Here is a 26,321-nt window from a genome sequence, read left to right as displayed (position 1 = left end):
GGCGCGCAGTTTAGCCGCTGCGGCTGTGCCCCAGATGCCGGAACAGCCACTTCTCGATCTCCAGCACCGCCAGCAGCAGGACGCCGATGCCGATCACCAGCAGGCCGTCGCGCAGCGATACGGCCTCGGTGTGGAACAGGGCCTGCAGCGCGGGCAGGTAGGTGAAGGCCAGCTGTGCCAACACCACGCAGCCGACGCCGATCAGCACCGCCGGGGTGCCTAGAACGCCCTGCCAGCTCAGCGAGCTGCCGCCGATGTAGCGCACCGCGAACAGGTAGAAGACCTCCAGCACCACGATGGTGTTGACCACGAGCGTGCGCGACAGCTCCAGGCTGTAGCCGGCGGCCTGGCTGGCGTGGAACACGCCGAAGACAGCGATCACCACCAGCAGCGAGACGAAGACCAGCCGCCACAGCAGGAAACCGTCGAGCAGGGGCGCACTGCGGCCGCGCGGCGCGCGCTGCATGACCCCGGGCTCGGCCGGCTCGAAGGCCAGCGTCAGGCCCAGCGCGACCGCGGTGACGAGATTGATCCACAGGATCTGCACGGCGGTCACCGGCAGGGCCAGGCCGAACAGCAGCGCGGCGAGGATGGCCAGCGCCTCGCCGCCATTGGTCGGGAGAGTCCAGGCGATGACCTTGCGCAGGTTGTCGAAGATCACCCGGCCCTCGCGTACGGCGGCGACGATGGTGGCGAAGTTGTCGTCGGCCAGCACCATTTCGGCGGCCTGCTTGGCGGTCTCGGTGCCCTTCATGCCCATCGCCACGCCGACCTCGGCGCGTTTGAGCGCCGGCGCGTCGTTGACGCCATCGCCGGTCATCGCCACCACCTCGCCCTGCGCCTGCAAGGCCTCGACCAGGCGCAGCTTGTGTTCGGGCGTGACCCTTGCGAACACCTGGATGGCGCGCGCGGCCTCGGCGAAATCGGTTGCGTCCAGCGCGTCCAGCTCGGGGCCGGTGATGACCCGCGGGCTCTGATGCAGGCCGAGCTCGCGGGCGATGGCCAGCGCGGTGGCGGCGTGATCGCCGGTGATCATCTTCACCCGCAGGCCGGCGCTGCGGCATTCGGCGACGGCTTGGACGGCCTCCTCGCGCGGCGGGTCGATCAGGCCGACCAGGCCGAGCAGGCGGCAGCGGCCGGGCAATGCGGCATGCTCGAGCGCCAGGCCTTCCTCCAGCGGCGCTTCCGCGAGGGCCAGCACGCGCAGGCCGCCGGCCGCGAGGGTCTCGATCCGCCGCCGCCAGTGCTCGGTGTCCAGCGGGCGCGCGTCATCTTCAACGGCAACCTCGGCACACAGCGCGAGCACGCGCTCGGGCGCGCCCTTGACCAGGGCCATGCGCGCGTCGCCGATGCGGTGCTCGGTGGCCATGTAGAGATGCGCGCTGTCGAAGGGCAGCTCACCGAGCCGAGGGTGGGCGTTCTGCTCGGCGGTCTCGTCGAGTCCAAGCCGCTGCGCGAAGGCGCGCAGCGCGCCCTCCATCGGATCGCCGAGCACCCCCCAGTCGCCGGATTCCTCGGCCAGCAGGCGGGCGTCATTGCAGAGCAGGGCCACGCGCGCGGCGCGGGCAGCGATTTCGGCCGGCGGATCGGCGCCCTGCCAGTGCACCTCGCCGTGTGGCGCGTAGCCGAGGCCCTCGATGCGGGCTTCACCTTCGGCCGCGAGCAGGCGCTCGACGCTCATCTGGTTGCGGGTCAGCGTGCCGGTCTTGTCCGAGCAGATCACCGTCACCGAGCCCAGCGTCTCCACCGCCGGCAGTTGGCGGACGATGGCGTGGCGCGCGGCCATGCGCTGCACACCGATGGCCAGGGTGATGGTCATGACCGCGGGCAGGCCTTCGGGAATCGCCGCCACCGCAAGGCCCACCACGGCAAGGAAGGCCTCGGTCCAGTCGGTACCGTGCAGCCAGACCGCCAGCAGCAGCACCAGCACCGAGACGACCAGGATGAACACCGTGAGCTGGCGGGCGAAGCGGTCCATGCGCTCGACCAAGGGTGTGCGCAGGGTCTGCACCGCGCCGAGCAAGGTGCTGATGTGGCCGAGCTCGGTGGCGGCGCCGGTCGCAACCACCAGGCCGCGCGCGCTGCCGGTCGCGACCAGGGTGCCGCTGAAGGCCAGACAGCGACGGTCGCCGAGCGCGCTGTTGGCGGGCACCGGAACCATGGTCTTCTCGGCGGCGACCGATTCGCCGGTCAGCAGGGCTTCGTCGATGCGCAGGCGGTTGGCCAGCAGCAGGCGCAGGTCGGCCGGGACCCGGTCGCCGGCCTCCAGCAGCACCACGTCGCCCGGGACCAGGTCTTCCGCCGGCCGCGAGACGCGCTGGCCGTCGCGCAGCACCTGGCAGCGCGGATCGATCAGGCCGCGGATCGCCGCCAGCGCATTCTCGGCGCGGCCCTCCTGCAGAAAGCCGATCACGGCGTTCAGCACCACCACGCCGAAGATGACCGCGGCATCCACGGTGTGCCCGAGCAGCAGTACCACAAAGCCCGCCGCCAGCAGGACATGGATCAGCAGGTTGTTGAACTGTACGAGCAGGCGCCGCAGCGCGCTGCGGCGGGGCGGTTCGGGCAGCCGGTTGGGACCCTGTGCCGCCAGCCTGCGCGAGGCTTCCGCGCTGTCGATGCCTTCGCTGCTGCTGGCCAAGGCCTGCAGGGCCTGGTCAGACCTCAGCGCGTGCCAGGGCGGGGGCGTTCCGGCGGCGGTGGGCGCTGTCCGAGGCGTGGCGGCGGGCATGCGGGGGCTCCAAGGATCGGCCAGACGATTGCAGCATGGCCATGCCCGGCCTTCTGGACCTCGCTCAACTGTTCAATGAATGAACCGAGTCACTGCGGAGGGCGCGCGCAAGCCTCTGGCCGCGGCCCGCGAACTGGCTCGGAGGGTCAGCCTGCGCTGTCGGCGAGCGCTGCGAGAATGGCTGCGTCCTCGACGCCGGACACGATCTCGGCCGCGCCCGCGTTCCGCCACAGGATCAGGCGCAGCCGGCCGGACAGGGACTTCTTGTCCAGCCGCATCAGCTGCAGCAGGTAGGCCGGATCGAACCCGGCCGGGATCTCGACCGGCAGGCCGAAGCGAGCGAGCAGGTCCGACAGTCGCTGCGCGTCCGCAGCCGGCGCGCGACCGAGCTGCGCCGAGAGCCGTGCCGCGATCACCATGCCCAGGGCCACCGCCTCGCCGTGACGAAAGCGCTCGTAGCCGCCGGCGGTCTCCAGCGCATGGCCGAAGGTGTGGCCGAAGTTCAGCTGGGCGCGCTCGCCCTGTTCGGTCTCGTCGCGGGCAACCACGTCGGCCTTGTAGCGACAGCTGCGCAGGATGGCCTCGGCCAGGGCATCGGCGTCACGCGCCAGCAGCGCATCGGCATGCTCGTCCAGCCAGTCGAGAAAGCCCGCATCGAAGATAGCTCCGTACTTCACCACCTCGGCCAGGCCCGCGCGCAGCTCGCGATCGGGCAGGGTGGCGAGGGTGTCGGTGTCGGCGATCACCGCGCGCGGCTGGTGGAAGGCGCCGACGAGGTTCTTGCCCTGCGGCAGGTCGACCGCGGTCTTGCCGCCGACCGAGGAATCGACCATGGCCAGCAGGGTGGTCGGCATCTGCACGAAGGCGATGCCGCGCATCCAGCAGGCCGCAGCGAAGCCGGCGAGGTCGCCGACCACGCCACCGCCGAGCGCGATCACGCAGGCATCGCGATTGGCGCGCAGCCCGGCCAGCGCATCGATGGCCTCGCCGAAGCGGGCGAGCGTCTTCTCCTCCTCGCCGGGAGGCAGCACGAAGCTGGCGTGGTCGAGTCCGTCGAGGCCGGCGCGCACGCGCTGCAGGTAGTGGCGGGCGACGTGGTCGTCGCTGATCACCAGCACCTGCCGGCCGGGCAGCAGCGGACGCCACAGTGCAGCGTCCTGCAGCAGGCCGGGGCCCACGTGGATCGGATAGCTGCGCTCGGCGAGCTTGACCTCAAGGCTGCGCACGGGATTCGAGTCCGGAAAGAGGCAGGGATGTAGCGGGGCGCTGCCAGCGGCGGTCGAGCACGCGGGCGAGGCGATCGGCGGCAGCGCCGACATGCGGCTGGTTCGATTCGAACACGAGATCACTGGCGTCTCGATAGAGGGGGTCGCGCAACTCGGCCATGGCGGCCAGCCGCTGGTCGCGATCCGGCACCGTCAGCAGCGGGCGGCTGCCGTCGTTGCGCAGTCGTTTCAGCTGTTCGGCGACGCTCGTACGCAGCCAGACCACGAAGCCGCCGGCGCGCAGCAGGGCGCGATTGTCGGCCCTCAGGATGGCGCCACCGCCGGTGGCGAGGAGCAGGCCCGCGGCATGGCTCGCCAGCACGTCCGCAAGCGCCGCATGTTCGCGCTCGCGGAAGCCGGCCTCCCCCTCGTGCTCGAAGATCAGCGGAATGCGCGCGCCGCAGCGCTGCTCGATCTCGCGGTCGAGATCGATGAAGGACAGGCCGAAGCGTTTGGCCAGGCGCCGCCCGATCGTGCTCTTGCCGGCGCCCATCGGCCCGACGAGGATGAGGTTCGACGCGGGATTCATGGGCGGATGCTAGCATCGCCGGCTGGTCTTACCCGGGTGTTCCCGATGCTCCGCTTCTTCCTGATCTTCATGGGCCTGCTGGTCACGCTGTTCGCCGCGCGCATCAGCACCTTCGGCACCAAGTACGTCACCGAGCCCTTCACCGGGGTGCTGGCCGACATCAGCGCCCACCTCATCATGATGTTCGACCCGAACGTGCATGCCGAGGGCGTGATCATCCAGAGCACGACCAATGGCTTCGCGGTGGCGATCGCGCCGGGCTGCGACGGCATCGAGGCGGTCATCATCCTGATCTCGGCGCTGATCGCCTTTCCCTCGCCTTGGAAGCACAAACTGATCGGGGCGGTGATCGGCTTCTTCTGCATCCAGGCGCTGAACCTGGTGCGCATCATCAGCTTGTTCTACATGGGCCAGTGGAGCCAGGTCGCCTTCGACTGGTTCCATCTCTACCTGTGGCAGGCGCTGATCGTGCTGGATGCGCTGGCGGTCTGGCTGATCTGGCTGCGCTATCTGCCGAAGACGCCTCGGCGACCGCCGCCGGCCGCGGGCCCAGGTGAGCCGGCCGCGGCCTGAGCGCGGAGCGCCCTCGGCCTCATCGCCCCATGAGTCGGCGCATCCTGCTCGCAGGCTTCGGTGATCTCGCGCAGCGGCTGGCGCGCAGGCTGCTGGCGCGCGGCGACACGGTTTTCGGACTGCGCCGATCACCCTGCGAGGGGCTGCCTGGCCTCACCCTGCTGCGCGCCGACCTGCTCGACCCGACGACGCTGGACGGGCTTCCCGAAGCCCTGGATGCGGTGGTGTGCACGCTCACGCCTGACAGCCGTGATGAAGCCGGCTATCGCCGCGCCTACATCATGGCGCCGCTCAACCTGGCTGACGCGCTGGGGGGGCGCTGCCCGCGCTGGCTGTTCGCGTCCAGCACGGCGGTGTATGGCGGCGATGACGGCCGCTTCATCGATGACGATACCCCGGCGGTTCCCGATGGCTTCAACGGGCGCGTGCTGCTGGAGGCCGAGCAGGCGCTGGCGGTGCGTGTGCCTTCCATGCTCGCGCTGCGCTTCAGCGGCATCTACGGTCCGGGGCGCCGGATGATGCTGCGGCGAGCGGTCAGTGAAACCGCGGCCCGGCCGCACTGGAGCAACCGTATCCATGCCGAGGATGCCGCCGCCGCGCTGGAGTTTTGCCTGGATCGTCCCGGATTGACCGGGAGCGTGATCGTCAGCGATGGCTGCCCGACACGCGAGGATGAAGTGCTGACCTGGCTGGCCACCCGCCTCGGGCGGCAGCCCCCGAGTCTGGCGCCCGGGCCGGACAGCGGCCGGAGAATCCTCCCGAAACGCCTGCTTCGCGCCGGTTTCCTCCCGCGATTCAGTGACTTCCGTATGGGCTATTCGTCACTGCTGCAGGAGACGGAGTGAGCCGCTATAGTGCCGTCACATTTTTTTAGCCCGGACCTCCGTCGCGCGATCTCAGCCGCTGGTCTGCGTTTTGCAGGCGCCGGTCGCGGCGCACCTCCGGGCCACAGCTTTCGGGAGCGGGTACATGGCTGAAGCGGCAGGCTTGGTCGGGCTGGTCGAAGACGATCCGGATCAGGCAGCACTCTACGGGTTCTGGCTGGAGCAGGCCGGCTTCACCGTGCGCCACTATGAGGATGCGGGCGATTTCCGTCGACGCCTCGGCATGGAGTCGGTGGACCTCCTCCTCCTTGACTGGAACCTGCCCGACGAGAGTGGGCTCGACATCCTCACCTGGCTGCGCCGCGACGGACACACCCGCTTGCCGGTGATCTTCCTGACCGCGCGCAACGACGAAGCCGACGTGGTCGCCGGCCTCCGCGCCGGCGCCGACGACTACCTGTCGAAGCCGCCTCGTCAGGGCGAGCTGCTGGCCCGCGTCGATGCCATGCTGCGTCGCGTGGGCCTCGGCCAGGACGCGGCCAGCGTCGAGGAACTGCCGCCCTACGTGATCGATTACAGCCGCCGGCGCATCAGCATGAACGGCCGCGATATCAGTCTGACCGAGCGCGAGTTCGACCTCGCGGCCTTCCTGTTCCGCCGCCGTGGTCGCGTGGTCAGTCGCGAAGCCCTGCTGGAAGGCGTGTGGAACATCCGCAGCGACGTCGCGACCCGTACCGTCGACACCCATATCAGCCGCCTGCGCAAGAAGCTGGAACTTGCAGGCGAGCACGGCTGGCGCCTGAACGCCGTCTATCAGCACGGCTACCGCCTGGAAGCCGGCTGAGTCCTGGCCGCTGCTCGCCCCGCCACCCGGGGGTCTCTAACGGCATGCCGTCAGGTTTGCGGTGGCGCAGGGGGAGTCTGCCTTGGCGCTTCTGGCCGCAGGCCCCGACGCTTGTTGCGCTCCAGCAAGCGCCCTGCCCACGCTGCGCTGAAGCATTGACGCGCCCTATGGCTTGGGCTTACCGAGGCTGTCTTCTGGGTGATGGCTCTCGGGATTTTCGCCTGAGGGCCGGAAGAGCGCCCTTATCAAGTCCTCCACAGCTGCTTTGATAGGTTTTCGCTATCGCAGCAATTCACACAATCTTCTTTACCCAATGATAGGCCCTGCCTACCATTGCGTCCTGTTCGATTCATCCAACTTTCCCAACCCCCACCCCAGGAGATCTCAGATGTCTCTCATCAACACCCAGGTCCAGCCCTTCAAGGCCCAGGCTTTCCACAACGGCAAGTTCATCGAAGTCACCGACGCCAGCCTGAAGGGCAAGTGGTCGGTCCTGATCTTCATGCCGGCCGCCTTCACCTTCAACTGCCCGACCGAAGTCGAGGACGCCGCCGAGAACTACGCCGAATTCCAGAAGGCGGGTGCCGAGGTCTACATCGTCACCACCGACACCCACTTCTCGCACAAGGTGTGGCATGAGACCTCGCCGGCGGTCGGCAAGGCCAAGTTCCCGCTGGTCGGCGACCCGACCCACCAGCTGACCCGCGCCTTCGGCGTGCACATCGAAGAAGAAGGCCTGGCCCTGCGCGGCACCTTCATCATCAACCCGGAAGGCGTGATCAAGACCGCCGAAGTGCACAGCAACGAGATCGCGCGTGACGTCTCCGAGACCCTGCGCAAGCTGAAGGCGGCGCAGTACACCGCCGCCAACCCCGGCCAGGTCTGCCCGGCCAAGTGGAAGGAAGGCGCCAAGACCCTGGCTCCGTCGCTGGACCTGGTCGGCAAGATCTAAGCAGCACGTCCAAGAGGCCCGTCGCCGCGACCGCATCCCGGCGCGGCGACCGGGCCCGAGGCATCGCATCGGTGCCGCCTCACCTGTCCCGGCGAGAGTCGGGGCAGGGTTCTCCGGGCCCTGTCCCGTCTCCGTCAAGCGCGTTTGCGCCTGCCGTCTCCAGTCCTTTGAGATCGCAGGCGCAAGCCCGCCTGTCCCCGAGCCTCCCGTCCCCAGGAGTACCGCCATGCTCGACGCCCACCTGAAGACCCAACTCGCCGCCTACCTGGAGAAGCTGCAGCTGCCGATCGAGGTGAACGCTGCCCTCGACGCTGGCGAGTCCTCGCAGGAACTGCGCGCCCTGATCGAAGACATCGCTGCGCTCTCGGACAAGGTCACGGTCGGCACGCTCGCCGCCGAGCGCGTGCCCTCGTTCGAGATCCGTCGTGCCGGCACCGATACCGCGGTCGCTTTCGCCGGCCTGCCGATGGGCCATGAGTTCACCTCGCTGGTGCTGGCCCTGCTGCAGGTGGGCGGCCATCCGCCGCGCGAAGAGGCCGAGGTCATCGAGCAGGCCAAGGCGCTCGCCGGCAACTACGTGTTCGAAACCTACTTCTCGCTGTCCTGCCAGAACTGCCCGGATGTCGTTCAGGCCCTGAACCTGCTGGCCGTGCTGAACCCTAGCGTGAAGCACGTCGCCATCGATGGCGCGCTGTTCCAGAACGAGGTCGAGCAGCGCCAGGTGATGGCCGTGCCGAGCGTCTATCTGAACGGCCAGCCCTGGGCCAGCGGCCGCATGACGCTCGCCGAGATCCTGGCCAAGCTCGACACCGGTGCCGTCGCTCGCGCGGCTGAGAAGATCGCCGCCAAGGACGCCTTCGACATGCTGGTCGTCGGCGGCGGCCCGGCCGGCGCGTCCGCGGCGATCTACGCGGCCCGCAAGGGCATCCGAACGGGCCTCGTCGCCGAGCGTTTCGGCGGCCAGGTGATGGACACGCTGGGCATCGAGAACTTCATCTCGGTCAACCACACCGAAGGGCCGAAGCTGGTCGCGCAGATGGAGCAGCACGTCAAGGAGTACGAGGTCGACGTGATGCCGCTGCAGCGCGCCGCCGAGCTGATGCCGGCCGGTGCCGATGGTCTGGTCGAGATCAAGCTCGAAAGCGGCGCCTCGCTCAAGGCGCGCAGCGTGGTGCTGTCGACCGGCGCGCGTTGGCGGCAGATGGGCGTGCCCGGCGAGGAGCAGTACCGGAACAAGGGCGTGGCCTACTGCCCGCACTGCGACGGTCCGCTGTTCCGCGGCAAGCGCGTGGCGGTGATCGGCGGCGGCAACTCCGGCGTCGAGGCGGCGATTGATCTCGCCGGCATCGTCAGCCATGTCACCCTGATCGAATTCGACAGCAAGCTGCGCGCCGACGAAGTGCTGCAGCGCAAGCTGCGCAGCCTGCCGAATGTCCAGATTCTCGTGAACGCGCAGACCACCGAGGTGCTGGGCGACGGCCAGAAGGTCACCGGCCTGAACTATCGGGACCGCGGCAGTCTCGAGATCCAGCACATCGAGCTGGAAGGCATCTTCGTGCAGATCGGCCTGCTGCCGAACACCGAGTGGCTGCGCGGCACGCTCAACCTGTCGCCGCGCGGCGAGATCGAGATCGACGCCCACGGCAAGACCTCGCTGCCTGGGGTGTACGCAGCCGGCGACTGCACCACCGTGCCCTACAAGCAGATCATCATCGCCATGGGCGCAGGCGCCACCGCGGCGCTGGGCGCCTTCGACCACCTGATGCGCGCCAGCGCGCCGGGTGAGCAGGCCAAGGCGGCCTGAAGCTCGGCACCAGCATTGCTGCAAATGAAAACGCCCCGCTGATGCGGGGCGTTTTCGTTGGAACATGGTGAAGCGCCAGGCTCAGCCGCCCACCACCTTGGCCGGCGCCACTTCCGGAAAGCGCGCGCGGATGCTGGCGAGCACGCCTGCCGCATCCAGGCCGACCATGGCCAGCAGCTCCTCGCGGCCGGCATGCTCCAGGTACTCGTCGGGCAGGCCAAGGTGCAGCACCGGCAGCTGCACGCCTTCGGCAGCCAGCAGCTCGGCTACGCCGCTGCCGGCGCCGCCGAGCACGGCGTTGTCTTCGAGCGTCACGAAAGCTTCGTGGTTGCGCGCCAGCTCCAGCACCAGCTCGCGGTCCAACGGGCGCACGAAGCGCATGTTGACGACCGTGGCGTCGAGCGACTCGCCTGCCGCCAGTGCCGCAGGCAACAGGGCGCCGAAGCTCAGGATCGCGAGGCGGCGACCGCGACGGCGCAGGTCGGCGCGGCCGATCGGCAGGGTGTCGAGGTTTGGCAGAACCGCCACGCCGGGACCGGTGCCACGCGGGTAGCGCACGGCCGCCGGGCCTTGATGACGAAAGCCGGTGCTCAGCATCTGCCGGCACTCGTTCTCGTCAGCCGGCGCCATCACCAGCATGTTGGGGATGCAGCGCAGGTAGGACAGATCGAAGGTGCCGGCGTGCGTGGCACCGTCCGGTCCGACCACGCCGGCGCGGTCGATGGCGAACAGCACGTCGAGGTCCTGGAGGGCGACGTCATGGATCAGCTGGTCGTAGGCGCGCTGCAGGAAGGTCGAGTAGATCGCCACCACCGGCTTCGCGCCCTCGCAGGCCATGCCTGCTGCGAGCGTGACCGCGTGCTGCTCGGCGATCGCGACATCGAAATAGCGGGCGGGGTATTCCTTGCTGAAGCGCACCAGGCCCGAGCCCTCGCGCATCGCCGGGGTGATGCCCATCAGCTGCGGGTCGGCGGCAGCCATGTCGCACAGCCAGTCCGAGAACACGTCGGTGTAGGTGGGCTTCTTGGCGCCACCCTTGGCCACCAGACCCTTGTCCGGATCGAAGGGGCCGACCGCGTGGTAGCCGATCTGATCGCCCTCGGCCAGCTCGTAGCCCTTGCCCTTGGTGGTGATGACGTGCAGCAGCTGCGGGCCGTCGAGGGTCTTCAGCGTGTTCAGCGCGCCAACCAGCTGACCGAGGTCGTGACCATCGATGGGCCCGGTGTAATGGAAGCCCATCTCCTCGAACAGGGTGGAGGGCACGAACATGCCCTTCCAGTGCTCCTCCCAGCGCCGCACGAAGCGCGCCGCCGGGTTGCTGCGCTTCGAGCCCAGCAGCTTCTTGCCGCCCTCGCGCATGGCATTGAGGGTGCGGCTGGCACTGATGCGGCCGAACATCTTGGTCATGCCGCCCACGTTCTCGGAGATCGACATCCGGTTGTCGTTGAGGATGACCAGCAGGTTTGGGGGGGGCTCCATGCCCCCGGCGTGGTTGAGCGCCTCGTAGGCCATGCCCGCGGTCATCGCGCCATCGCCGATGACGGCCACGACCTTGCGCGGGTCGCCCTTGGCCTGACAGGCGATGGCCATGCCCAGCGCGGCCGAGATCGAGGTCGAACTGTGGCCAACGCCAAAGGTGTCGTAGGCGCTTTCCTCGCGCTTCGGGAACGGTGCGACGCCGTCCTTCTGCTTGACCGTGTGGATCGTGTCGCGGCGGCCGGTGAGGATCTTGTGCGGGTAGCACTGGTGGCCGACGTCCCAGACCAGACGGTCGTCGGGTGTGTTGAAGGCCCAGTGCAGGGCGACGGTGAGCTCGACCACGCCGAGCCCGGCGCCGAAGTGACCGCCGCTCTTGCCGACGGATTCGATTAGGTAGGCGCGCAGTTCGGCGGCGGCCTGGGGCAGCTGGTCTTCGGAGAGCTCACGCAGCTGCGCGGGCGCGTCGATGCGCGCCAGCAGGGGATAGCGATTGGGGTCGATCATCCGCGAATTGTCCGGCCTCGCGGGGGGGAGGGCAACAGCGGCGCGCCCCGAGGGGCGCGTGGGATTCGGGATTGGGGATTCGGGATTCGATCAAAGCGCAGCTGCGGTGTGCTCGCGTTCAGCCTGGGGCATCAAACACACCCGGCTGGGTGGACGAGCGCAGCGGAATCTAGAGACCTCGGGGTGGCACCATGGGCTCGCAAATCCCCAATCCCCAATCCCCAATCCCCAATCCCGGCGCTTCAGCCCCTCAATCCACGCAGTCGATCCAGCAGTCCGGTTCGCGCGGTCTCAGCCGCGACGCTGGCCTGGACCTGTTCCGGTTCGGCGAAGCCGGTGGCGAGGTAGGCGTTCAGCAGGTCGCAAACCTCCTCACGGCTGGCGCCCGAAGCGGCGGCGATCTCGTCCACCGTGGCCGGGGCCTTCATCATCACCGTGGCGATACGGAAGTGCTTGGGGAACTCGCGCTCGATCTGCGGCCACTTGCCCAGCTTGAAGCGGGTGGCGGGGTCGAAGCCGATCAGCTGGCCTTCCCCGGCATGCAGGGCAGCCAGCCACAGCAGGCGCTGGATCGGCTGGCGGCCGCCGAGCTGTGCTTCCAGTTCGGTCAGGCGTGACGTCGGCACGGGCTTGATGGCCTGGGCCGGGATGGGTGCGGACAGGTACTCGACATAGGGCTTGAGCGAAGCGCCGCCGAGATAGCTGCGGTTGGCGGGGTCGATCACCAGAGGGGGTGCCGCCCCGCGCTCGATCATCACCGGCTGACTGAGCATGCCCGGCTGCAGGTGCTCGAACAGGCTGCGCTCTCTCGGCGCTTCGCTTTTCGCGGTTTCGCCGCCCGTGGCAGCCTGGGGTGCCGGTGCCGGTGCCGGTGCCGGTGCCGGTGCGGGCGGCGGCGCAGCCTTGGCCGCCGCTTGCACGCGTGGCGCCGGAGCTGGGCTCGGTCTGGCTTCGAGTCGCGCACTGGTGGCGGACGCCGCAGCCGCTGCCGGAGACGGTGCGCCCGCGGTGGCGTCCGGGCGCGAGGCTCCGGCGGAGACCCTGCCAAGGAGTTCGGCCAGAGCCTCTTCGCTGACCGGGCTGCTGAGCCGGTGGTCGGCGTCGACGCGGCTGCCGGCGGTGATCGCGATCAGCAGCTTGCCGGAGTTCTGCGCCTGCATCAGGCCCATCTGCCCGTAGATCGAATCGGCGTCGATGATCAGGGCTTCGGCTTCGGCTTCGGCGACCAGGCTGGCGCCCGTCGCCGCGCGGCGCGCGGCGGATTTGAACAGCTCGCTGAAGCTCGCCTCGTCCGCCCGGCTGAAGCCGGACAGGCTGAACTTGCGGATCTGGGCCATGATTTTCCCCCCTGGCGTGCGGCGCTGGCGGGGCCGCACGGGAATCTGGTTTCGGTCTTTGCTGCGCGCGCCGCCGGCACTGTCGGGCCGCGTGAAACAGCCGCGCAGTGTTGATGAAAGCGCTGCGAGCGTCAATTCACCGGCGGATTCAAGCTGCGCTTGGGCAGGTGACTGCGCAGGAATTCCATCTGGTCGGCGAGGATGTTGCGGTTCGACAGGATCAGGTGCTCGACCCAGCTCGGCCGGTAGGGCACCGCCAGCAGCGGCATGCGGGCTTCTTGGGGGGTCCGGTTGCCCTTGCGCAGATTGCAGGCGACGCAGGCGGAGACCACGTTCGTCCAGACGTCGCGGCCGCCGCGCGAGGTCGGCACGACGTGGTCGCGGGTCAGTTCATGGCGGTTGAAGTGGCCGCCGCAGTACAGGCAAAGGTGGCGGTCGCGGGCGAACAGCGCGCCGTTGTTGAGGGTCGGCGAGGGGTCGATGGCGGCGGGGCGGGCGTGTCCGCGGGCTGCGACGATCGGGTGCAACTCGATGATGCTCTGGCTGCCCTTCGCCCGGCTGTAGCCGCCATGGACGACGGCACAGGGTTGGCCGAGGGTCCAGGCCACTGCCTCGCGGACATAGAGGCAGACGGCCTCCTGCCAGCTCATCCAGTCGAGGATGCGTCCGTGCGCATCCAAAGAGAGGACGCGGGTGCGTTCCAGGGCGTGAAGCTGGGCTGCCGCTCGCTGCATGCTGCGCTCCTTCCGGACTTCAGGGACGACGCGGCCTCGCGGAGGCGAGGCCGGGCCATAGCCGGAAGATGGAACGTCGCTCAAAGCCGCACGCGTAGCGACGCACGCTCAGCAGGCCATGCGCCATGCCATTGCCCGGGCACGCGCGAGGATGGCCGGAGCATATCGGTTTTGGGCGAGCGGTGGGTGAGCGCGCAGGCACCGTTGGGTGCTGGCGCTCCAGTGGCTGCCGCGGGAGCTCAGAGCGGCTTCGCCATGCGCAGCAGTTCGACCCCGAAACCGACGCCCTCGTACAGTTCGCGCGCGCGCGCATTGCCGGGGAAGACGGCGAGCGTGAGCCGCTCGCAGCGATGCTCGCGGGCAAAATCCTCGGCGTAGCCGATCATCGCGCGGCCGATGCCTTGGCCGTCGGCGCCCTTGGCGACGGCGATGTCCGAGATGTGGCAGTTGAGGTGGCCGGTGAAGAAGTCGGTCACGGTCTGCAGGTGCAGGAAGCCCAGGCGCTTGCCGCTCCCGGCGTCTTCGGCCACGAACAGGAAGGAACCCGGGGGCTGGTTCTCCAGATGCTTGACCAGGTCGCGGCGGATGCCTTCCGAGACCACGTTCTTCTTGCGCCACTTGGGCAGCTCGAAATCGACGAGGCGTTCGACCAGCCCAAGGATGAACTCGTCGTCGTCGGCTTCGGCGGAACGGATCAGAAGCTCGGTGTCACCGGCCTGGATGTGCATTGGTTCGCGTGCAAGCGTGCAGTGGAGGAAGCACTGTTTTACCCCGTCCGCGCGGACGGGGGAAGGGCGGGCCGGCGGCTGCCGGCACGCCCCAAGCCTCAGGCGATGGCGAACAGCGTTTCGTCGAGCGCCATCAGGCTGTCGCTGCCCGCGCGAAGGGTCGCCGCGTGGCTGAGCGTGCGCGGCAGCAGGCGCTTGAAGAAGAAGCGCGCCGTCTCGCGCTTGGCAACGCGGAAGTCGTCGGCGTGGCCGCCGGCATCGGCGGCGGCGACCGCGCGTGCGGACCAGTAGGCCAGGGTGACGTAGCCGGAATAGAACAGGTAGTCGACCGCGGCCGCTCCCAGCTCCTCGGGATTCTTCTGTACGCGCTGGGCGATTTCCAGGGTCAGCTGCTGCCAGTCCTGCGCGGACTGCGCCAGCGGCGCGATGAACTCGGCCATCTCCGGCTTGCCGGTATTGGCGCTGCAGAAGTCGACGATCATGCCGAGGAACAGTTTGAAGCCGGCGCCCTGCTGCTGGATCACCTTGCGGCCCAGCAGGTCGAGTGCCTGAATCTGCGTCGTGCCCTCGTAGATGGTGGTGATGCGCGCGTCGCGGGCCAGCTGCTCCATGCCCCACTCGCGCACGTAGCCGTGGCCACCGAAGCACTGCAGAGCGTGGTAAGTGCACTCCACCGAAGCCTCTGTCAGCACGCCCTTGACGATCGGGGTGAGGAAGCTGAGCAGGGCATCGGCTTCGGCGCGCGCCTCCGGCGTCTGTGCTTTGTCGACCAGGTCGACGAGGCTGGCCGCGTGCAGGGCCAGCGCCCGGCCGCTCTCGGCGAAGGCCTTGCAGGTCAGCAGCATGCGGCGGATGTCCGGGTGCACGATCAGCGGATCGGCCGGCTTGTCCGGGCGCTTCGGGCCCGACAGAGAGCGCATCTGCAGGCGGTCGCGCGAGTAGGCCAGTGCGTTCTGGTAAGCGCGGTCGATCAGCCCAAGACCTTGGATGCCGACCGCCAGGCGCGCCGAGTTCATCATGGTGAACATGGCATTCAAGCCCTTGTTGGGCTGGCCGATCAGCCAGCCTTGGGCGCCGTCGAAGTTCATCACGCAGGTGGCCGAGCCGTGGATGCCCATCTTGTGCTCGATGCTGCCGCAGCGCACCGGGTTGCGCTCGCCGACGGTGCCGTCGCGCGCCACCTTGAGCTTGGGCACGATGAACAGCGAGATGCCCTTGGTGCCGGCCGGCGCGTCCGGCAGGCGCGCCAGCACCAGATGCACGATGTTGTCGGTCAGGTCGTGCTCGCCGCCGGTGATGAAGATCTTGGTGCCGGTGACGGCATAGCTGCCGTCGGCCTGGGGTTCGGCGCGGGTCTTCAGCAGAGCCAAGTCGGAGCCGCAGTGCGGCTCGGTCAGGCACATGGTGCCGGTCCAGCGGCCCTCGACGATCGGCTTCAGGAACACCTCCTGCTGCCAGGCTTCGCCGTGGTGCTTGAGCGCTTCGGTGGCGCCGTGCGAAAGCAGCGGGTAGTTGCCCCAGCTCAGGTTGGCGGCGTCCAGCATTTCCTTGAAGGCCGCGCCGACCAGCTCAGGCAGACCCTGGCCGCCGAACTCCTCGGGCGCGGTCAGGCCGCTCCAGCCGCCTTCGACGAACTGCGCGTAGGCCTCGCGAAAACCTTTCGGCGTGCGCACCGCACCGCTGTCCTTGTCGTGCGTGCAGCCCTCGGCGTCGGCGCTCATGTTGAGCGGCGCCAGCACCTGCTCGGCGAACCGCGCCGCCTCGTCGAGCACCGCGTCGACCAGCTCGCGGTTGAAGTTCTCGCCGCCGGGCAGCTTGGCCGCGTGGGCCTCGAGGCCGACCAGGTCATGCAGGGCGAAGCGCAGGTCGCGGACGGGAGCGCGGTAGCTGTTCATGGAGGAGTCTCGCAGTGAGGTGGTGGGTCAGCGCAGCACGCCTTCGAGCCCCGGCATCGGGGTCAGCGCGCTGTCGAATTCGAAGCGATCGCGGCGGTTGCCGGGCTCGCTGGTGGTGAGATGGCCCTCGAGCCGGTAGCCAAGTCCGCGGCGGCTGTCGAGCGCGCTGCGCACAGCTTCGGCGGCGCTCGCCGAGGCCTGCAGCTCGATCCTGATGACCTCGGCGCTGCTGGCGGGAAACGTGTCGTCGATCACCTCGTCGATGCGGGCCGCGGGCTCGCCGCCGAGGACGAGCTCGGCTTCGACACGGTCGAAGCGCGTCGCCACGGTGCTGAAGTTCTGCACGCGCAGCTGCAGCTCCCAGCGTCCGTCCGCAAGCACGCGCAGCTCCTGCACGCTCGCGCTGGGCGGGAAGATGCGCTTCTTGGGGCCGCCGCTTGCGCAGGCACCGACCAATCCGGCGAGCACGGCCAGGAGCATCCATCGAGCGGCAAGGGCGAAGGCGTCGCGAGGGGAGGGCAGCATGTCCGTGCTCCGGCGTACGGTGGGGGAGGATAACAGCCCGGATCGCAGCGGCTGCGTCAAGCCGCAGGCGCGGGCAGAGAGCGAATGCCTGCGGCCCTATCCGAGCCGGTCCAGCTGCCAGTGGTCGCCGCGCACGCGCAGCACGCTGCCCTGTTCGTACCAGTCGCCCAGCACGTAGCGGCGCGCCCCGCCAGGCAGCTCGTGGACCGCCGGTCGATGGGTGTGGCCGTGGATCATGCGCCGCACGCCGTAGAGGGTGAGCATCTCGGCGACCGCGCCGGGCTGGGCGTCGGTGGTGTCGGACTCGAGCGAGGCCTGGTAGCGCTGGCTCTCCCCGCGCGCCTGCGCGGCGAAGGCCTCGCGCTCGGCGCGCGGGCGGGCGAGGAAAGCCGCCTTCCATTCCGGCTTCCGGCATTCGGCGCGGAAGCGCTGGTAGGCGAGGTCGGCCGTGCACAGCAGGTCGCCATGAAGCAGCAGGGTGGGTTCGCCATCGAGCGTGACCACGCAGGGGTCGGGCAGGAGCTGCAGGCTCGCGCTGCGGGCATAGGCCGTGCCCAGCAGGAAATCGCGATTGCCGCGCATGAAGGCGAGGCGCGTGCCGGCGCGGGCGCAGGCCGAAAGCGCGCGCGCCACCTCGATGCCCAACTCGCCGGGTGCGTCGTCGCCGATCCAGGCCTCGAACAGGTCGCCCAGGATGTACAGCGCCTCGGCCTGCTGGGCCTCATCACGCAGGAAGCGCAGGAACAGTTCGGTGATTTCGGGACGCGTCGCGTCAAGGTGCAGGTCGGAGATGAAGTGATGGCTCACGCCGGCCTCGGTCAGCGGTGACTCAGGGGGTGGACGGGCCCGGCGCGGTGCCGGGCCCGCGGTGCCTCAGCCGGCGGCGGGTGCCTCGGCGACGATCTCGGCGCTCTCGATCAGCACCGGCTCCAGCGGCACGTCGCGCGGCAGCGGGCCCTGGCCGCCGGTCGGGATGGCGATGATCTTGTCGACCACCTCCATGCCTTCGACGACCTTGCCGAACACCGCGTAACCCCACAGGCCGTCCTGCTCGGAGACGAAGTCGAGGCGCTGGTTGTCGACCACGTTGATGAAGAACTGCGCGGTGGCGGAGTGCGGATCGTTGGTGCGCGCCATCGCGACCGTACCGCGCAGGTTGGACAGACCGTTGTTGGCCTCGTTCGGAATCGCCGCGCGGGTCGGCTTCAGCTGCAGGTCGGCAGTAAAGCCGCCGCCCTGGGCCATGAAGCCCGGAATGACGCGGTGGAACACGGTGCCGGCGTAGAAGCCGTCACGCACGTACTGCAGGAAGTTCTCGGAAGACTTCGGCGCCTTGACCGGGTCGAGCTCGATGACGATGCGGCCGAGATTGGTGGTGAGCGCGACGCGCGGCGCGGGGGCGGCCGGCTGCTCGCTGGCGGCGGGTGCGGGCGCCGGCGCCGCGGCGGCGCTGGGGGCGGTGTCCTGCGCGAAGCTGGCGAAGGGCAGGAAGGCGAGCGTCAGGGCAAGGCTGCGAAGCATGTCGGCTCCTCGTTGGGCGAAGGGAATCGGATGACGGTGGTGCGCTCGGCGGCGACGGCCGGCGCCGGCCGTGAGGGCCGGGCCTGGCATTGTAGGCAGCAAGCGGGTCGCGCCGCGCGCCGCTGGACCCCTGCCCGCGGCCGGAGGTTCCCGATGGCGCTGCTACAATCCGCGCCCGTTTTCGCCGCCCGGCCCCGCCATGACCTGTCGCACCCGCTTCGCTCCCAGTCCCACCGGCTACCTGCACATCGGCGGCGCCCGCACGGCGCTCTATTGCTGGCTCGCCGCGCGCCACGAAGGCGGGCAGTTCGTGCTGCGCATCGAGGACACCGATCGCGAACGCAGCACCCAGGAGGCCGTGGACGCGATTCTCGACGGCATGCGCTGGCTTGGCCTGGAGGCGGACGAAGGCCCGATCTTCCAGACCCATCGGCTGGAGCGCTACCGCCAGGTGGCCTCGGAGCTGGTGCAGGCCGGCAAGGCCTACTACGCCTATGAGACCCGCGAGGAAATCGACGCGATGCGCGCCGCCGCCGCCGAGCGCGGCGAGAAACCCCGCTACGACGGTCGCTCGCGCGAACTCAACCTGCCGCGCCGCGACGACCCCAACCGGGTCATCCGCCTGAAGAACCCACTGGCGGGCAGCGTGGTCTTCGACGACCGCGTGAAGGGTCGCATCGAGTGGTCGAACACCGAGCTGGATGACCTGGTCCTGATCCGCTCGGACGACTACCCGACCTACAATTTCGCGGTGGTCATCGACGACCTCGACATGGGCATCACCGACGTCATCCGCGGCGACGACCACGTCAACAACACCCCGCGCCAGATCAACCTGTACGAGGCACTCGGTGCGGCGGTGCCGCGCTTCTCGCACCTGCCGATGATCCTGGGGGCCGACGGCGCCAAGCTGAGCAAGCGCCATGGTGCGGTGAGCGTGATGCAGTACCGCGACGACGGCTACCTGCCGCACGCGCTGCTGAACTACATCGTGCGTCTGGGCTGGAGCCACGGTGACCAGGAGATCTTCTCGATCGAGGAGATGATCCGCCTGTTCCGGATCGACGACGTCAACCGCGCGGCGTCGCGCTTCGATTTCGACAAGCTGGCCTGGCTGAATCAGCACTATCTCAAGACCGACGATCCGGCCGAGGTCGCGAAGCACCTGCACTGGCATCTGGAGCAGGCGGGCTACGACCTCGCCTCGGGGCCGAACCCCGCCGACGTGGTGGTCGCCCTGCGCGATCGCGTCAAGACCCTGAAGGAAATGGCCGAGCGCGCGGCGCTCTGGTACCGGCCGATCCAGGCCTGGGACGAGGCTGCGGTCGAGAAGCACATGAAGCCGGCGGCGGCTGTGCTGCGCGAGGCCCACGCGCGCTTTGCCGCGCTGGCCGAGTGGAGCCCGGCCGCCGTGCACGGCGCGCTGGAGGCCACCGCCGCCGCACTGGAGTTGGGCATGGGCAAGGTTGCCCAGCCGCTGCGCGTTGCCACCACCGGCGGCACGGTCTCGCCCTCGATCGAGCACACGGTTTACCTGGCGGGTCGCGCCGGTGCCCTCAAGCGCCTCGAAGAGGCCCTGGCACGTATCGGCTGAGCCTGTCGCCGGGCTGCTGCGGCGGGGCCGGAGGCCTTGGGGGGCGGTGCTATGATCCCGGCCCATGTCGCACTCGCACGCGCCCGGCCAGCAGGCCTGCAGCCACCCCGAAAGCCATGTCCATGACGCCGCCGCCTACCTCGCCGAGGTGGCGTCGGTGTGCCGTGAGCGTGGCCTGCGCCTGACCCATTTGCGTGAGCAGGTGCTGCGCCTGATCGCCGAAGCGGAAAAGCCGGTCAAGGCCTACGCCTTGCTGGAGCAGATGCGTGACGAGCGCGGTCCGGTGGCGCCGCCCACGGTTTACCGCGCGCTCGATTTCCTGCTCGAGAACGGCTTCATCCACAAGCTGGAATCGATCAACGCCTTCGTCGGCTGCCACCATCCGCGCCACCAGCATTCGGTGCCCTTCCTGATCTGCAAGCGCTGCCTCGCTACCGTGGAGTTGGAAGACGAGGCGGTGACCCGCCTGCTGCTGCAGCAGGCGCGCGCACTCGGCTTCGAGCCGCACGCGCAGACGCTCGAAGTGCACGGCCTGTGCGCTGACTGCGGGGCGGTGAATGCGGCCCGCTGAGGCATCCCGCGCTGCCCGCCGCGGTCTCGCCGCGGGCCGGCGAAGCGGGTGCGCCCTGCTGCTCGCGCTGGCCGCTGGCCTGACCCAGGCGGTCGAGCCTCCGCAGCAGCGGCTCACGCCGCCGATCGAGCTGGGGCCATGGCCGGATCCGGTCGCCGTCGACCCGCCGCAAGGGGGCGAGACCGTGCCGCTGCCTGCGCTGGAGCAGGATGCGCGGGCGCAGACCGAGGTCCTGCCCGAAGCCTTGCCGCCCGCGCTTGAGGGCGGCGCAGCGGCCGCCACCCCGGGGCATCCGCAATTCGTCGGTCCGCCCATGCCGTCGCCGCCGGACGGCCCCGCAGGCGCCGGCATGGACGCAGTGGGAACATCGCCGGCGGACGAAGCCGACGAGGCTGTCCAGAGCGCCGAGCTTGATGAGGCCACCCGGCTACGCCTGGCCTACGACTGGCCGGGGCAGCCGGATGCAGGTCCGCCGGCGGTCGAGCCCGCCGGCGACCCGGACAGCCGCGACTTCGTCGGCCCGCGGCTGATCCGTGCCTTCAGTCTGCTCGGTGCCGAGGTCGCGCCCGGCACGCGCACGCGTCTGTACTGGAATGCCAGCCAGACCTATGCCGGCGGCGACATGCGCACGCCGGTGGACGTGGTCCACGGCGATCGTCAGGGGCCTGTGCTCTGCCTCACCGCCGCCGTGCACGGCGACGAGTTGAATGGGGTCGAAGTGGTGCGGCGGGTGATGTCGCAGGTCGCGCCCAGCCCGCTGGCAGGCACGGTGGTCGGCGTGCCGGTGGTCAACCTGTTCGGCTTCAGCCGCAACTCGCGCTACCTGCCGGACCGGCGCGACCTCAATCGTTTCTTCCCGGGCAGCCCGACCGGCAGCATCGCCTCGCGTATCGCCTACAGCTTCTTTGACCAGTTGGCGCGCCACTGCGATGCCCTGGTCGATATGCACACCGGCAGCTTCGACCGCATCAACCTGCCGCAGGTGCGTGCCGACCTGCGCATCCCGCATGTGCTTGAGTTCACCCGCGGCTTCGGCGCCACGCCGGTGCTGCACAGCGCAGGCTCGCGCGGCATGCTGCGGGTGGCCGCGACCCAGGCCGGTATTCCTGCCGTCACCTTCGAGGTCGGCGGCCCCGGTGAGTTGCAGCCGCGCGAGATCGACGCCGGCCTGCAGGCCGTGCTGACCCTGCTGCACAAACTGGGCATGGTGCGCGACAGCCCGGAGTGGCTGGAGCCGCAGGCGATCTTCTACGAGTCTCGCTGGGTGCGCGCCAACCGTGGCGGCATGCTGATCAGCGACGTGGCGCTCGGCGACCGCGTGCAGCGCGGCCAGCGCATCGGGGTGATCGTCGATCCGCTGGAGAACGCCGAAACCGACATCGTCGCCAGCGTGTCCGGGCGGGTGATCGGCATGGCCCTGAACCAGGTGGTGCTGCCGGGCTATGCGATCTTCCACCTCGGCGAGGAAACCAGCGAGACCGGGGCGGTCAACCAGGCCGAGACCGGCCAGGCGGTGCTGCCCTACGAGGAGGACGCCGGGCGTCCACCCGCCAACGGCGAGGCGCCGGCGGACGCGCTGGAGGACGCGCGGATCGGCAGCGAAGTCGAAAGCGCCGAGGAGCCGCTCGGCGACGAAGAGGCCGTCGACAACTACGAGTAGGCCATTCGGCGCCGCGTCAGCCCTCGCCGCGCGGCTCTTCGCCCGGCCGGGCGAACAGGTAACCGCGGGCGCGGATGGTCTTGATCAGGCGCGGCTGGGTGGGATCGTCGCCGATGCGAGCGCGCAGCTGCGAGACCAGCAGATCGATACCGCGGTTCTGGCCGTCGTAGTCGATGCCGCGCAGCCCGCTGAACAGCTCCTGCCGCGACAACACCACTCCGGCATTCTTCAGGAACAGCCTCAGCAGGCCGAACTGGGCCTCGGTGAGGTCGACCGGCTCGCCGTGCACGCGCACCTCATGCGCGCCCTCGTCGAGGGTGATGCCGCTGACGCTGAGCACCGCCGGCGCCTGTATCGAGGCGGTGGGCGCGGCGCCGGGCAGGGAGTTGCCGGCCGCCAGTTCCCGCCGCAGCAGGGCGCGCACCCGCGCCAGCAACACGCGCGGTTCGACCGGCTTGCGCACGTAGTCGTCGGCGCCCAGCTCCAGGCCCAGCACCTGGTCGATGCTGTCCTCGCGCGCGGTCAGCATCAGGATGCGGCCGTGGAAGTGGGGCCGCACCTGCCGGCAGATGCCGAAGCCATCTTCGCCCGGCAGCATGAGGTCGAGGATCACCAGCGCATAGGGTTCGCCGAGGATGCGCTGGACGGCGGCGCGTCCATTCGGTTCGAGGTCGACCCTGTAGCCCTGCGCGCCCAGGTATTCCTGCAGCAGGCTGCCGAGTTCGGGGTCGTCCTCGACGACCAGCAGGCGCGGGTTGTCGGTGTCAGCGAATTCGCTCATCAACGGTTCCATTCGATGCCGATGTCGATGCTGGTGCGGTCCAAGGAGGTCTCGACGCCGCCAATCGCCGACAGCTGCCGTCGCAGTCGCAGCTGCAGGCTCCAGCGCGTGTCGAGGTGGTAGCGGTAGCGTGCTTCCAGGCTGCGATAGATCAAGCGGTCGACGCCGACCGCCACCGGGCTTGGCGGGTCGCCGTCGGCGACCGCGAACCCCGGCAGATAGGCGAAGGGGGGCTGGTTGCGTCCGCCATAGCGGTAGCGGCTGTCATCGAGGCTCAGCGACCACTCCTGGTGCTCGCTGCTGCGGCCGGCATGCAGGCTTGAGCGCTTGAGGTCGCGCGACTGCACCGGGTTGCGCGCGGCCTCTTCGCGGTACTCCAGATCCAGAGCCACCCACCACTGGATCTCGCGGCCGAACAGCAGTTGGCTGCGCAGGCTGCCGGCCCAGTGGTCGGCATCGAGGCCGCTGAAGGCTGAGCTGTCGTAGCGACGCCAGGCGCGCTCCACGCCGAGCCGCAGCGACAGCGGGTCATGGCTCAGGCCTGCCGCCAGCTCTAGGCTGCCGTCGCTCAGCAGGGCATCGTCGGCGCGGCGCAGGTGGCGCAGGCCGGGCGCCAGCGACATGCCGAACAGGCCGCTCGGCCGCCACTCGACGCCGCCGCGCAGGCGCAGGTCCTGCAGGTCGAATGCGTTCTCACGGTGGTAGTTGCGCAGGTTGAGGTCGGCGTCGAAGCGGCTGTTGAAGCGGCCGACGCCGACGCTGCGCAGACGTATGCGGCCGCCGGCCTCGGCGTACTCGTCGGGCCGCCCTCCAATTGTGCCGATCGCCGTGCTGCTGCCTTCGCGACGGGCATCGAAGTCGGCGAAGCTGGCGACATTGTCGTCATGGCCCAGCGCGACGCGCAGGCCGAAGCGGGTGGTCGAGCGCGAGGTCAGGCGGTAGCGGGCTTCGTCGCGCAGAGCCTGCAGGTTGGCGCGCACGTTGCGCGGCAGATCGCGGGCGAGCAAACCGTCAATCTCATCGATACTTTCCTGCATGCGATGCAGGCGGTACAGGCTCAGCGCACGTTCGGCGCGCGCTCGCAGGCGTTGTGGGTGGGTGGCGATCAGGACGTCGAGCCGGGCGAGCGCAGCCTGTTCGCCCTCGCGCTCTCGCGCCTCCAAGGCGGACTGCAGGCAGCGGTCCGCATCGCTGCAGTCGAACGATACGGCGGGCGCGGGCGCGGCCAGCGCCAGCAGGCAGATGCAGGCACACAGAACCCGCAGCGGCGTGCGCAGCCAGGGGGCGTGGGGTAGGGAGGGGCGGCTTGGACCGCGCTCAGTTGCCAGCATCGGGCTTGGGCGGCGGCGGCAGTTCGATGCGGCCGCTGTCCCAGGCATTCAGATCGATGTCGCCACGGCCGGCGGTGCCGGAGGTGGAATCGCCGCGGGCGGCGGCGTCGATCGGTTCGGGGGTGGGGGCGCGCTCGCGCTGGCCCAGAGCCAGCAGCGGATCGCGCCCGGCGCGCCGCGGCGCGCGGTTCCAGATGCCCCAGTCCTCGGCAGCGGGCTTGGCAGCCACCGTCGCGAGCGCCATGGCCTTGTCGGGCGTGGTTTCGCGGGCGTCGGCTGCGGGGTCTGCGGCCTGGGCGGACGCCAGGGCCGGGCAGGTCAGGACAGCCAACAGCGCGAGAGGCAGGGTCTTCATAGCGCGCGAGTGTAGCTGTTCATGGATGTGCAGGCGAGTGGGCGCTGGCGATCCCCCAGGGCAGCTCCAGCTCGAAGCGGGCCCCGCCGAGACGGGCAGCGCCGCAGGCGATCCGGCCGCCGTGCCGCTCGGCGATCCGGCGGACGATCGCCAGCCCGAGCCCGTAACCCCCGGAGGCCTTGCTGCGGCTCTCGTCCAGTCGTGAGAACGGCTCGAAAATGCGCTCGCGCTGGCTCTCGGGCACGCCCGGGCCGTCGTCCTCGATCGCGATCCTGATTCCGCTGACCGCTTCGCGCAGTTCAACCTCGACGCGCGAGCGCGCATGCCGCAGGGCGTTGCCCAGCAGGTTCTGCACCGCCCGCCTGAGCAGGGCACGATCGGCGGCAAGCGGCCGCGCCGGCACCTGCAGATCGGTCGAGAGCTCGATGTCCCGCGCCAGCACACGCTGGTCCTGCACCACCGCGCGCAGCTCCTGGGCGACATCGATGGGCTGCGAGGCGAGCACAATCCCGCCCTCGTCGAGGCGCGAATACGTGATCGCGGCGTCGATCAGGCTTTCCAGTTCGTCGAGGTCGCGGCGGATGCCGGCGATGCGCTCCTGCTGGCTGGCATCGGCCTGCAGCAGTTCGAGGCGCAGGCGCACCCGCGCCACCGGCGTGCGCAGGTCGTGCGAGATGCCCTGCACCAGTTCCTGCTGGGATCGAAGCAGGCTGCGGATGCGCCCGGCCATGCGGTGGGTGGTCTGGGCCAGGCGGCCGATGGCATCGGGGGAGGCTGGGCCCAGCTCGCCGAGTTCGAAGTCGGAAGCGCCGAAGCGCGCCAGTGCGCGGTCGATGTGCTGCAGCCGTCGCTCCAGCGTGCGGATGGCCCACACGGCGACGCCCGAGAACGCCAATGCGGCCGCCACGATCAGCATCAGCACCGTCGAGGCCGGCAGCGGTCCAAGGCTCGGCACCGGGCCTACGGCCAGCACGTCGCCACGCTCGCCATAGGGCGCGAAGAAGCGTGTGCTGGGGCGCCCGCCGTCGCGCCATTCGATCTGCATCACCACTTCGCCGGCGGCGATGCGCTCGCGCTGGCGCGGGTCGAGATCGACCTCGTCGAGCCCCAGGTGGCGCAGCGGGTAGGGCAGGCGGTCGGCGATCCGCTGCAGGGCCTCACGCTGTTCGCCAGCCGGCAGACGGCCCAGTTCGTTGAGCAGCAGGAAGGTCGTGGCCCGCCACTGCTGTTCAGTCCAGTTCTGGAACAGCAGCACGAGCTGCTCGTTGTCGCTGCCGGGCAGGGCGAGACGGGCGCGGTGTTGCTGCTCGCCCATGCGCTCGACCACCAGCTCGCTCGGCGGCTGCGGCGTGGTCTCCACCCGCAGTTCGGAGGTCAGCAGGCGTGCAGCGATGTCGATCCAGCGCTGCCGTTCCTCGCCCGCGTGGCGGGCGACGCCCTCGGCCATCAGCTGCATCGGCGCCGACAGCACGGCCTCGCGGTAGCGCGCGGCGCGCTGGGCTTCGAGCAGGCTGAGCGTCGCCACCACGCCGCCGGCGATCAGCAGCATCGCCAGGATCAGGCCCACGTAGAGGCGGACGAACAGGCTGGACACGGCGTGTTGTTGGGTGGGCGGAGGCGTGCTGTCGAGGATGCGCACGCTAGCACGGTGACGACGCTGCCGAGGCCGGCGCTACAAAGCCCGTACAAACTGCGCACACATGCGGAGCGCTGCCCGGCCGGGCCTACGCAGGCGCCACATTTGGCGGACTGAATGCGCGGCAGGCACGTGGTTTCCTACAGGC

At 69.7% G+C, this 26,321-nt stretch carries 23 protein-coding genes; 8 read left to right on the top strand and 15 right to left on the bottom strand.

Going from position 1 to position 26,321, the window contains the following annotated elements; genetic code table 11:
- Nucleotides 1–10 precede the first annotated feature (10 nt).
- The 3 genes from BLP83_RS12405 to BLP83_RS19100 all read right to left on the bottom strand — a co-directional run bounded on the left by BLP83_RS12405 (nt 11) and on the right by BLP83_RS19100 (nt 4,525).
- On the bottom strand, nt 11–2,731 hold the full coding sequence (locus BLP83_RS12405; protein WP_091243223.1) for an HAD-IC family P-type ATPase: 2,721 nt from the start codon (nt 2,729–2,731) through the stop codon (nt 11–13).
- A 146-nt stretch (nt 2,732–2,877) separates the two neighbouring features.
- A complete protein-coding gene (gene aroB / locus BLP83_RS12400; protein WP_245680035.1) occupies nt 2,878–3,957 on the bottom strand; it encodes a 3-dehydroquinate synthase in 1,080 nt (359 codons plus the stop codon).
- Nucleotides 3,944–4,525 (bottom strand): shikimate kinase, encoded by a 582-nt coding sequence (locus BLP83_RS19100; protein WP_091243218.1) that lies wholly within the window; start codon nt 4,523–4,525, stop codon nt 3,944–3,946. Before BLP83_RS19100 ends, aroB begins: the two co-directional genes overlap by 14 nt.
- 45 nt (nt 4,526–4,570) lie before the next feature.
- Here BLP83_RS19100 and xrtH point away from each other — a divergent pair, with 45 nt between their 5' ends.
- The 5 genes from xrtH (at nt 4,571) to ahpF (ending at nt 9,522) form a co-directional block, all read left to right on the top strand.
- Nucleotides 4,571–5,098, top strand: coding sequence for an exosortase H (xrtH, locus tag BLP83_RS12390; RefSeq protein WP_091243216.1), 528 nt, complete (start codon nt 4,571–4,573; stop codon nt 5,096–5,098).
- A gap of 29 nt (nt 5,099–5,127) precedes the next feature.
- The gene (locus tag BLP83_RS12385) at nt 5,128–5,943 is read left to right on the top strand and encodes an NAD-dependent epimerase/dehydratase family protein (RefSeq protein WP_091243215.1); all 816 of its coding nucleotides are present in this window, start codon (nt 5,128–5,130) and stop codon (nt 5,941–5,943) included.
- A gap of 124 nt (nt 5,944–6,067) precedes the next feature.
- Entirely contained in the window at nt 6,068–6,766 is a 699-nt protein-coding gene (locus BLP83_RS12380; RefSeq protein WP_218121248.1) for a response regulator transcription factor, read from the top strand.
- Nucleotides 6,767–7,154: 388 nt separating this feature from the next.
- Nucleotides 7,155–7,718: an alkyl hydroperoxide reductase subunit C gene (ahpC, locus tag BLP83_RS12375; RefSeq protein WP_091243213.1), complete on the top strand. Its 564-nt coding sequence runs from the start codon at nt 7,155–7,157 to the stop codon at nt 7,716–7,718.
- A 226-nt stretch (nt 7,719–7,944) separates the two neighbouring features.
- A complete protein-coding gene (gene ahpF / locus BLP83_RS12370) occupies nt 7,945–9,522 on the top strand; it encodes an alkyl hydroperoxide reductase subunit F (RefSeq protein WP_091243210.1) in 1,578 nt (525 codons plus the stop codon).
- Nucleotides 9,523–9,603: 81 nt separating this feature from the next.
- Here the strand turns inward: ahpF and dxs are convergent, their stop codons facing one another.
- The 8 genes from dxs to BLP83_RS12330 form a co-directional block, all read right to left on the bottom strand.
- A complete protein-coding gene (dxs, locus tag BLP83_RS12365; RefSeq protein ID WP_091243207.1) occupies nt 9,604–11,505 on the bottom strand; it encodes a 1-deoxy-D-xylulose-5-phosphate synthase in 1,902 nt (633 codons plus the stop codon).
- A 242-nt stretch (nt 11,506–11,747) separates the two neighbouring features.
- Entirely contained in the window at nt 11,748–12,842 is a 1,095-nt protein-coding gene (locus BLP83_RS12360; protein WP_091243205.1) for a hypothetical protein, read from the bottom strand.
- A 131-nt stretch (nt 12,843–12,973) separates the two neighbouring features.
- Nucleotides 12,974–13,576 (bottom strand): HNH endonuclease, encoded by a 603-nt coding sequence (locus BLP83_RS12355; RefSeq protein ID WP_091243202.1) that lies wholly within the window; start codon nt 13,574–13,576, stop codon nt 12,974–12,976.
- A gap of 239 nt (nt 13,577–13,815) precedes the next feature.
- Nucleotides 13,816–14,304, bottom strand: a complete 489-nt coding sequence (locus BLP83_RS12350; RefSeq protein ID WP_091243200.1) for a GNAT family N-acetyltransferase — start codon at nt 14,302–14,304, stop codon at nt 13,816–13,818.
- A gap of 98 nt (nt 14,305–14,402) precedes the next feature.
- On the bottom strand, nt 14,403–16,199 hold the full coding sequence (locus BLP83_RS12345; protein ID WP_091243198.1) for an acyl-CoA dehydrogenase C-terminal domain-containing protein: 1,797 nt from the start codon (nt 16,197–16,199) through the stop codon (nt 14,403–14,405).
- A gap of 27 nt (nt 16,200–16,226) precedes the next feature.
- On the bottom strand, nt 16,227–16,724 hold the full coding sequence (locus BLP83_RS12340; protein WP_143006669.1) for an LEA/WHy family protein: 498 nt from the start codon (nt 16,722–16,724) through the stop codon (nt 16,227–16,229).
- Nucleotides 16,725–16,820: 96 nt separating this feature from the next.
- Nucleotides 16,821–17,531 (bottom strand): UDP-2,3-diacylglucosamine diphosphatase, encoded by a 711-nt coding sequence (locus tag BLP83_RS12335; protein ID WP_091243194.1) that lies wholly within the window; start codon nt 17,529–17,531, stop codon nt 16,821–16,823.
- 66 nt (nt 17,532–17,597) lie between these two features.
- Nucleotides 17,598–18,245 (bottom strand): peptidylprolyl isomerase, encoded by a 648-nt coding sequence (locus tag BLP83_RS12330; protein WP_091243191.1) that lies wholly within the window; start codon nt 18,243–18,245, stop codon nt 17,598–17,600.
- A gap of 199 nt (nt 18,246–18,444) precedes the next feature.
- Here BLP83_RS12330 and gltX point away from each other — a divergent pair, with 199 nt between their 5' ends.
- From gltX to BLP83_RS12315, 3 genes are all read left to right on the top strand, one after another.
- Nucleotides 18,445–19,839 carry a glutamate--tRNA ligase gene (gene gltX / locus BLP83_RS12325; protein WP_091243189.1) on the top strand — a complete coding sequence of 465 codons (1,395 nt, stop codon included), beginning with the start codon at nt 18,445–18,447 and terminating at the stop codon, nt 19,837–19,839.
- A gap of 64 nt (nt 19,840–19,903) precedes the next feature.
- The gene (locus BLP83_RS12320) at nt 19,904–20,410 is read left to right on the top strand and encodes a Fur family transcriptional regulator (RefSeq protein WP_091243187.1); all 507 of its coding nucleotides are present in this window, start codon (nt 19,904–19,906) and stop codon (nt 20,408–20,410) included.
- Complete coding sequence (locus BLP83_RS12315) at nt 20,397–22,070, top strand: succinylglutamate desuccinylase/aspartoacylase family protein (protein WP_091243184.1); 1,674 nt, start codon at nt 20,397–20,399, stop codon at nt 22,068–22,070. The genes BLP83_RS12320 and BLP83_RS12315 overlap by 14 nt, the downstream gene beginning before the upstream one ends.
- A gap of 16 nt (nt 22,071–22,086) precedes the next feature.
- Here BLP83_RS12315 and BLP83_RS12310 read toward each other — a convergent pair whose 3' ends face one another.
- From BLP83_RS12310 to BLP83_RS12295, 4 genes are read right to left on the bottom strand one after another with little or no spacing between them, the layout of a single operon-like run.
- A complete protein-coding gene (locus tag BLP83_RS12310) occupies nt 22,087–22,851 on the bottom strand; it encodes a response regulator (protein ID WP_091243183.1) in 765 nt (254 codons plus the stop codon).
- The gene (locus BLP83_RS12305) at nt 22,851–24,182 is read right to left on the bottom strand and encodes a hypothetical protein (protein ID WP_091243180.1); all 1,332 of its coding nucleotides are present in this window, start codon (nt 24,180–24,182) and stop codon (nt 22,851–22,853) included. The genes BLP83_RS12310 and BLP83_RS12305 overlap by 1 nt, the downstream gene beginning before the upstream one ends.
- A complete protein-coding gene (locus tag BLP83_RS12300) occupies nt 24,169–24,537 on the bottom strand; it encodes a hypothetical protein (protein ID WP_091243178.1) in 369 nt (122 codons plus the stop codon). Before BLP83_RS12300 ends, BLP83_RS12305 begins: the two co-directional genes overlap by 14 nt.
- Before the next feature lie 19 nt (nt 24,538–24,556).
- Entirely contained in the window at nt 24,557–26,176 is a 1,620-nt protein-coding gene (locus BLP83_RS12295; RefSeq protein WP_143006668.1) for an ATP-binding protein, read from the bottom strand.
- Nucleotides 26,177–26,321: the final 145 nt, after the last annotated feature.

Origin of the sequence: Aquimonas voraii (genome assembly GCF_900101825.1) — a bacterium.
GTDB classification, from domain to species: Bacteria; Pseudomonadota; Gammaproteobacteria; order Xanthomonadales; family Xanthomonadaceae; genus Aquimonas; species Aquimonas voraii.
The sequence above is the reverse complement of the archived record's forward strand: the minus strand, read 5'-3'. Positions and strand labels throughout refer to the sequence as shown.

Excerpts from the sequence above, each read along its gene's own strand:
- BLP83_RS12405 (WP_091243223.1), bottom strand. The coding sequence starts at position 2,731 with ATGCCCGCCGCCACGCCTCGGACAGCGCCCACCGCCGCCGGAACGCCC.
- xrtH (WP_091243216.1), top strand. The coding sequence starts at position 4,571 with ATGCTCCGCTTCTTCCTGATCTTCATGGGCCTGCTGGTCACGCTGTTC.
- BLP83_RS12350 (WP_091243200.1), bottom strand. The coding sequence starts at position 14,304 with ATGCACATCCAGGCCGGTGACACCGAGCTTCTGATCCGTTCCGCCGAA.
- BLP83_RS12355 (WP_091243202.1), bottom strand. The coding sequence starts at position 13,576 with ATGCAGCGAGCGGCAGCCCAGCTTCACGCCCTGGAACGCACCCGCGTC.
- BLP83_RS12310 (WP_091243183.1), bottom strand. The coding sequence starts at position 22,851 with ATGAGCGAATTCGCTGACACCGACAACCCGCGCCTGCTGGTCGTCGAG.
- BLP83_RS12315 (WP_091243184.1), top strand. The coding sequence starts at position 20,397 with ATGCGGCCCGCTGAGGCATCCCGCGCTGCCCGCCGCGGTCTCGCCGCG.
- ahpF (WP_091243210.1), top strand. The coding sequence starts at position 7,945 with ATGCTCGACGCCCACCTGAAGACCCAACTCGCCGCCTACCTGGAGAAG.
- BLP83_RS12385 (WP_091243215.1), top strand. The coding sequence starts at position 5,128 with ATGAGTCGGCGCATCCTGCTCGCAGGCTTCGGTGATCTCGCGCAGCGG.
- BLP83_RS12345 (WP_091243198.1), bottom strand. The coding sequence starts at position 16,199 with ATGAACAGCTACCGCGCTCCCGTCCGCGACCTGCGCTTCGCCCTGCAT.
- BLP83_RS12380 (WP_218121248.1), top strand. The coding sequence starts at position 6,068 with ATGGCTGAAGCGGCAGGCTTGGTCGGGCTGGTCGAAGACGATCCGGAT.
- BLP83_RS12320 (WP_091243187.1), top strand. The coding sequence starts at position 19,904 with ATGTCGCACTCGCACGCGCCCGGCCAGCAGGCCTGCAGCCACCCCGAA.
- BLP83_RS12360 (WP_091243205.1), bottom strand. The coding sequence starts at position 12,842 with ATGGCCCAGATCCGCAAGTTCAGCCTGTCCGGCTTCAGCCGGGCGGAC.
- BLP83_RS12300 (WP_091243178.1), bottom strand. The coding sequence starts at position 24,537 with ATGAAGACCCTGCCTCTCGCGCTGTTGGCTGTCCTGACCTGCCCGGCC.
- ahpC (WP_091243213.1), top strand. The coding sequence starts at position 7,155 with ATGTCTCTCATCAACACCCAGGTCCAGCCCTTCAAGGCCCAGGCTTTC.
- gltX (WP_091243189.1), top strand. The coding sequence starts at position 18,445 with ATGACCTGTCGCACCCGCTTCGCTCCCAGTCCCACCGGCTACCTGCAC.
- BLP83_RS12305 (WP_091243180.1), bottom strand. The coding sequence starts at position 24,182 with ATGCTGGCAACTGAGCGCGGTCCAAGCCGCCCCTCCCTACCCCACGCC.
- BLP83_RS12330 (WP_091243191.1), bottom strand. The coding sequence starts at position 18,245 with ATGCTTCGCAGCCTTGCCCTGACGCTCGCCTTCCTGCCCTTCGCCAGC.
- BLP83_RS19100 (WP_091243218.1), bottom strand. The coding sequence starts at position 4,525 with ATGAATCCCGCGTCGAACCTCATCCTCGTCGGGCCGATGGGCGCCGGC.
- BLP83_RS12340 (WP_143006669.1), bottom strand. The coding sequence starts at position 16,724 with ATGCTGCCCTCCCCTCGCGACGCCTTCGCCCTTGCCGCTCGATGGATG.
- dxs (WP_091243207.1), bottom strand. The coding sequence starts at position 11,505 with ATGATCGACCCCAATCGCTATCCCCTGCTGGCGCGCATCGACGCGCCC.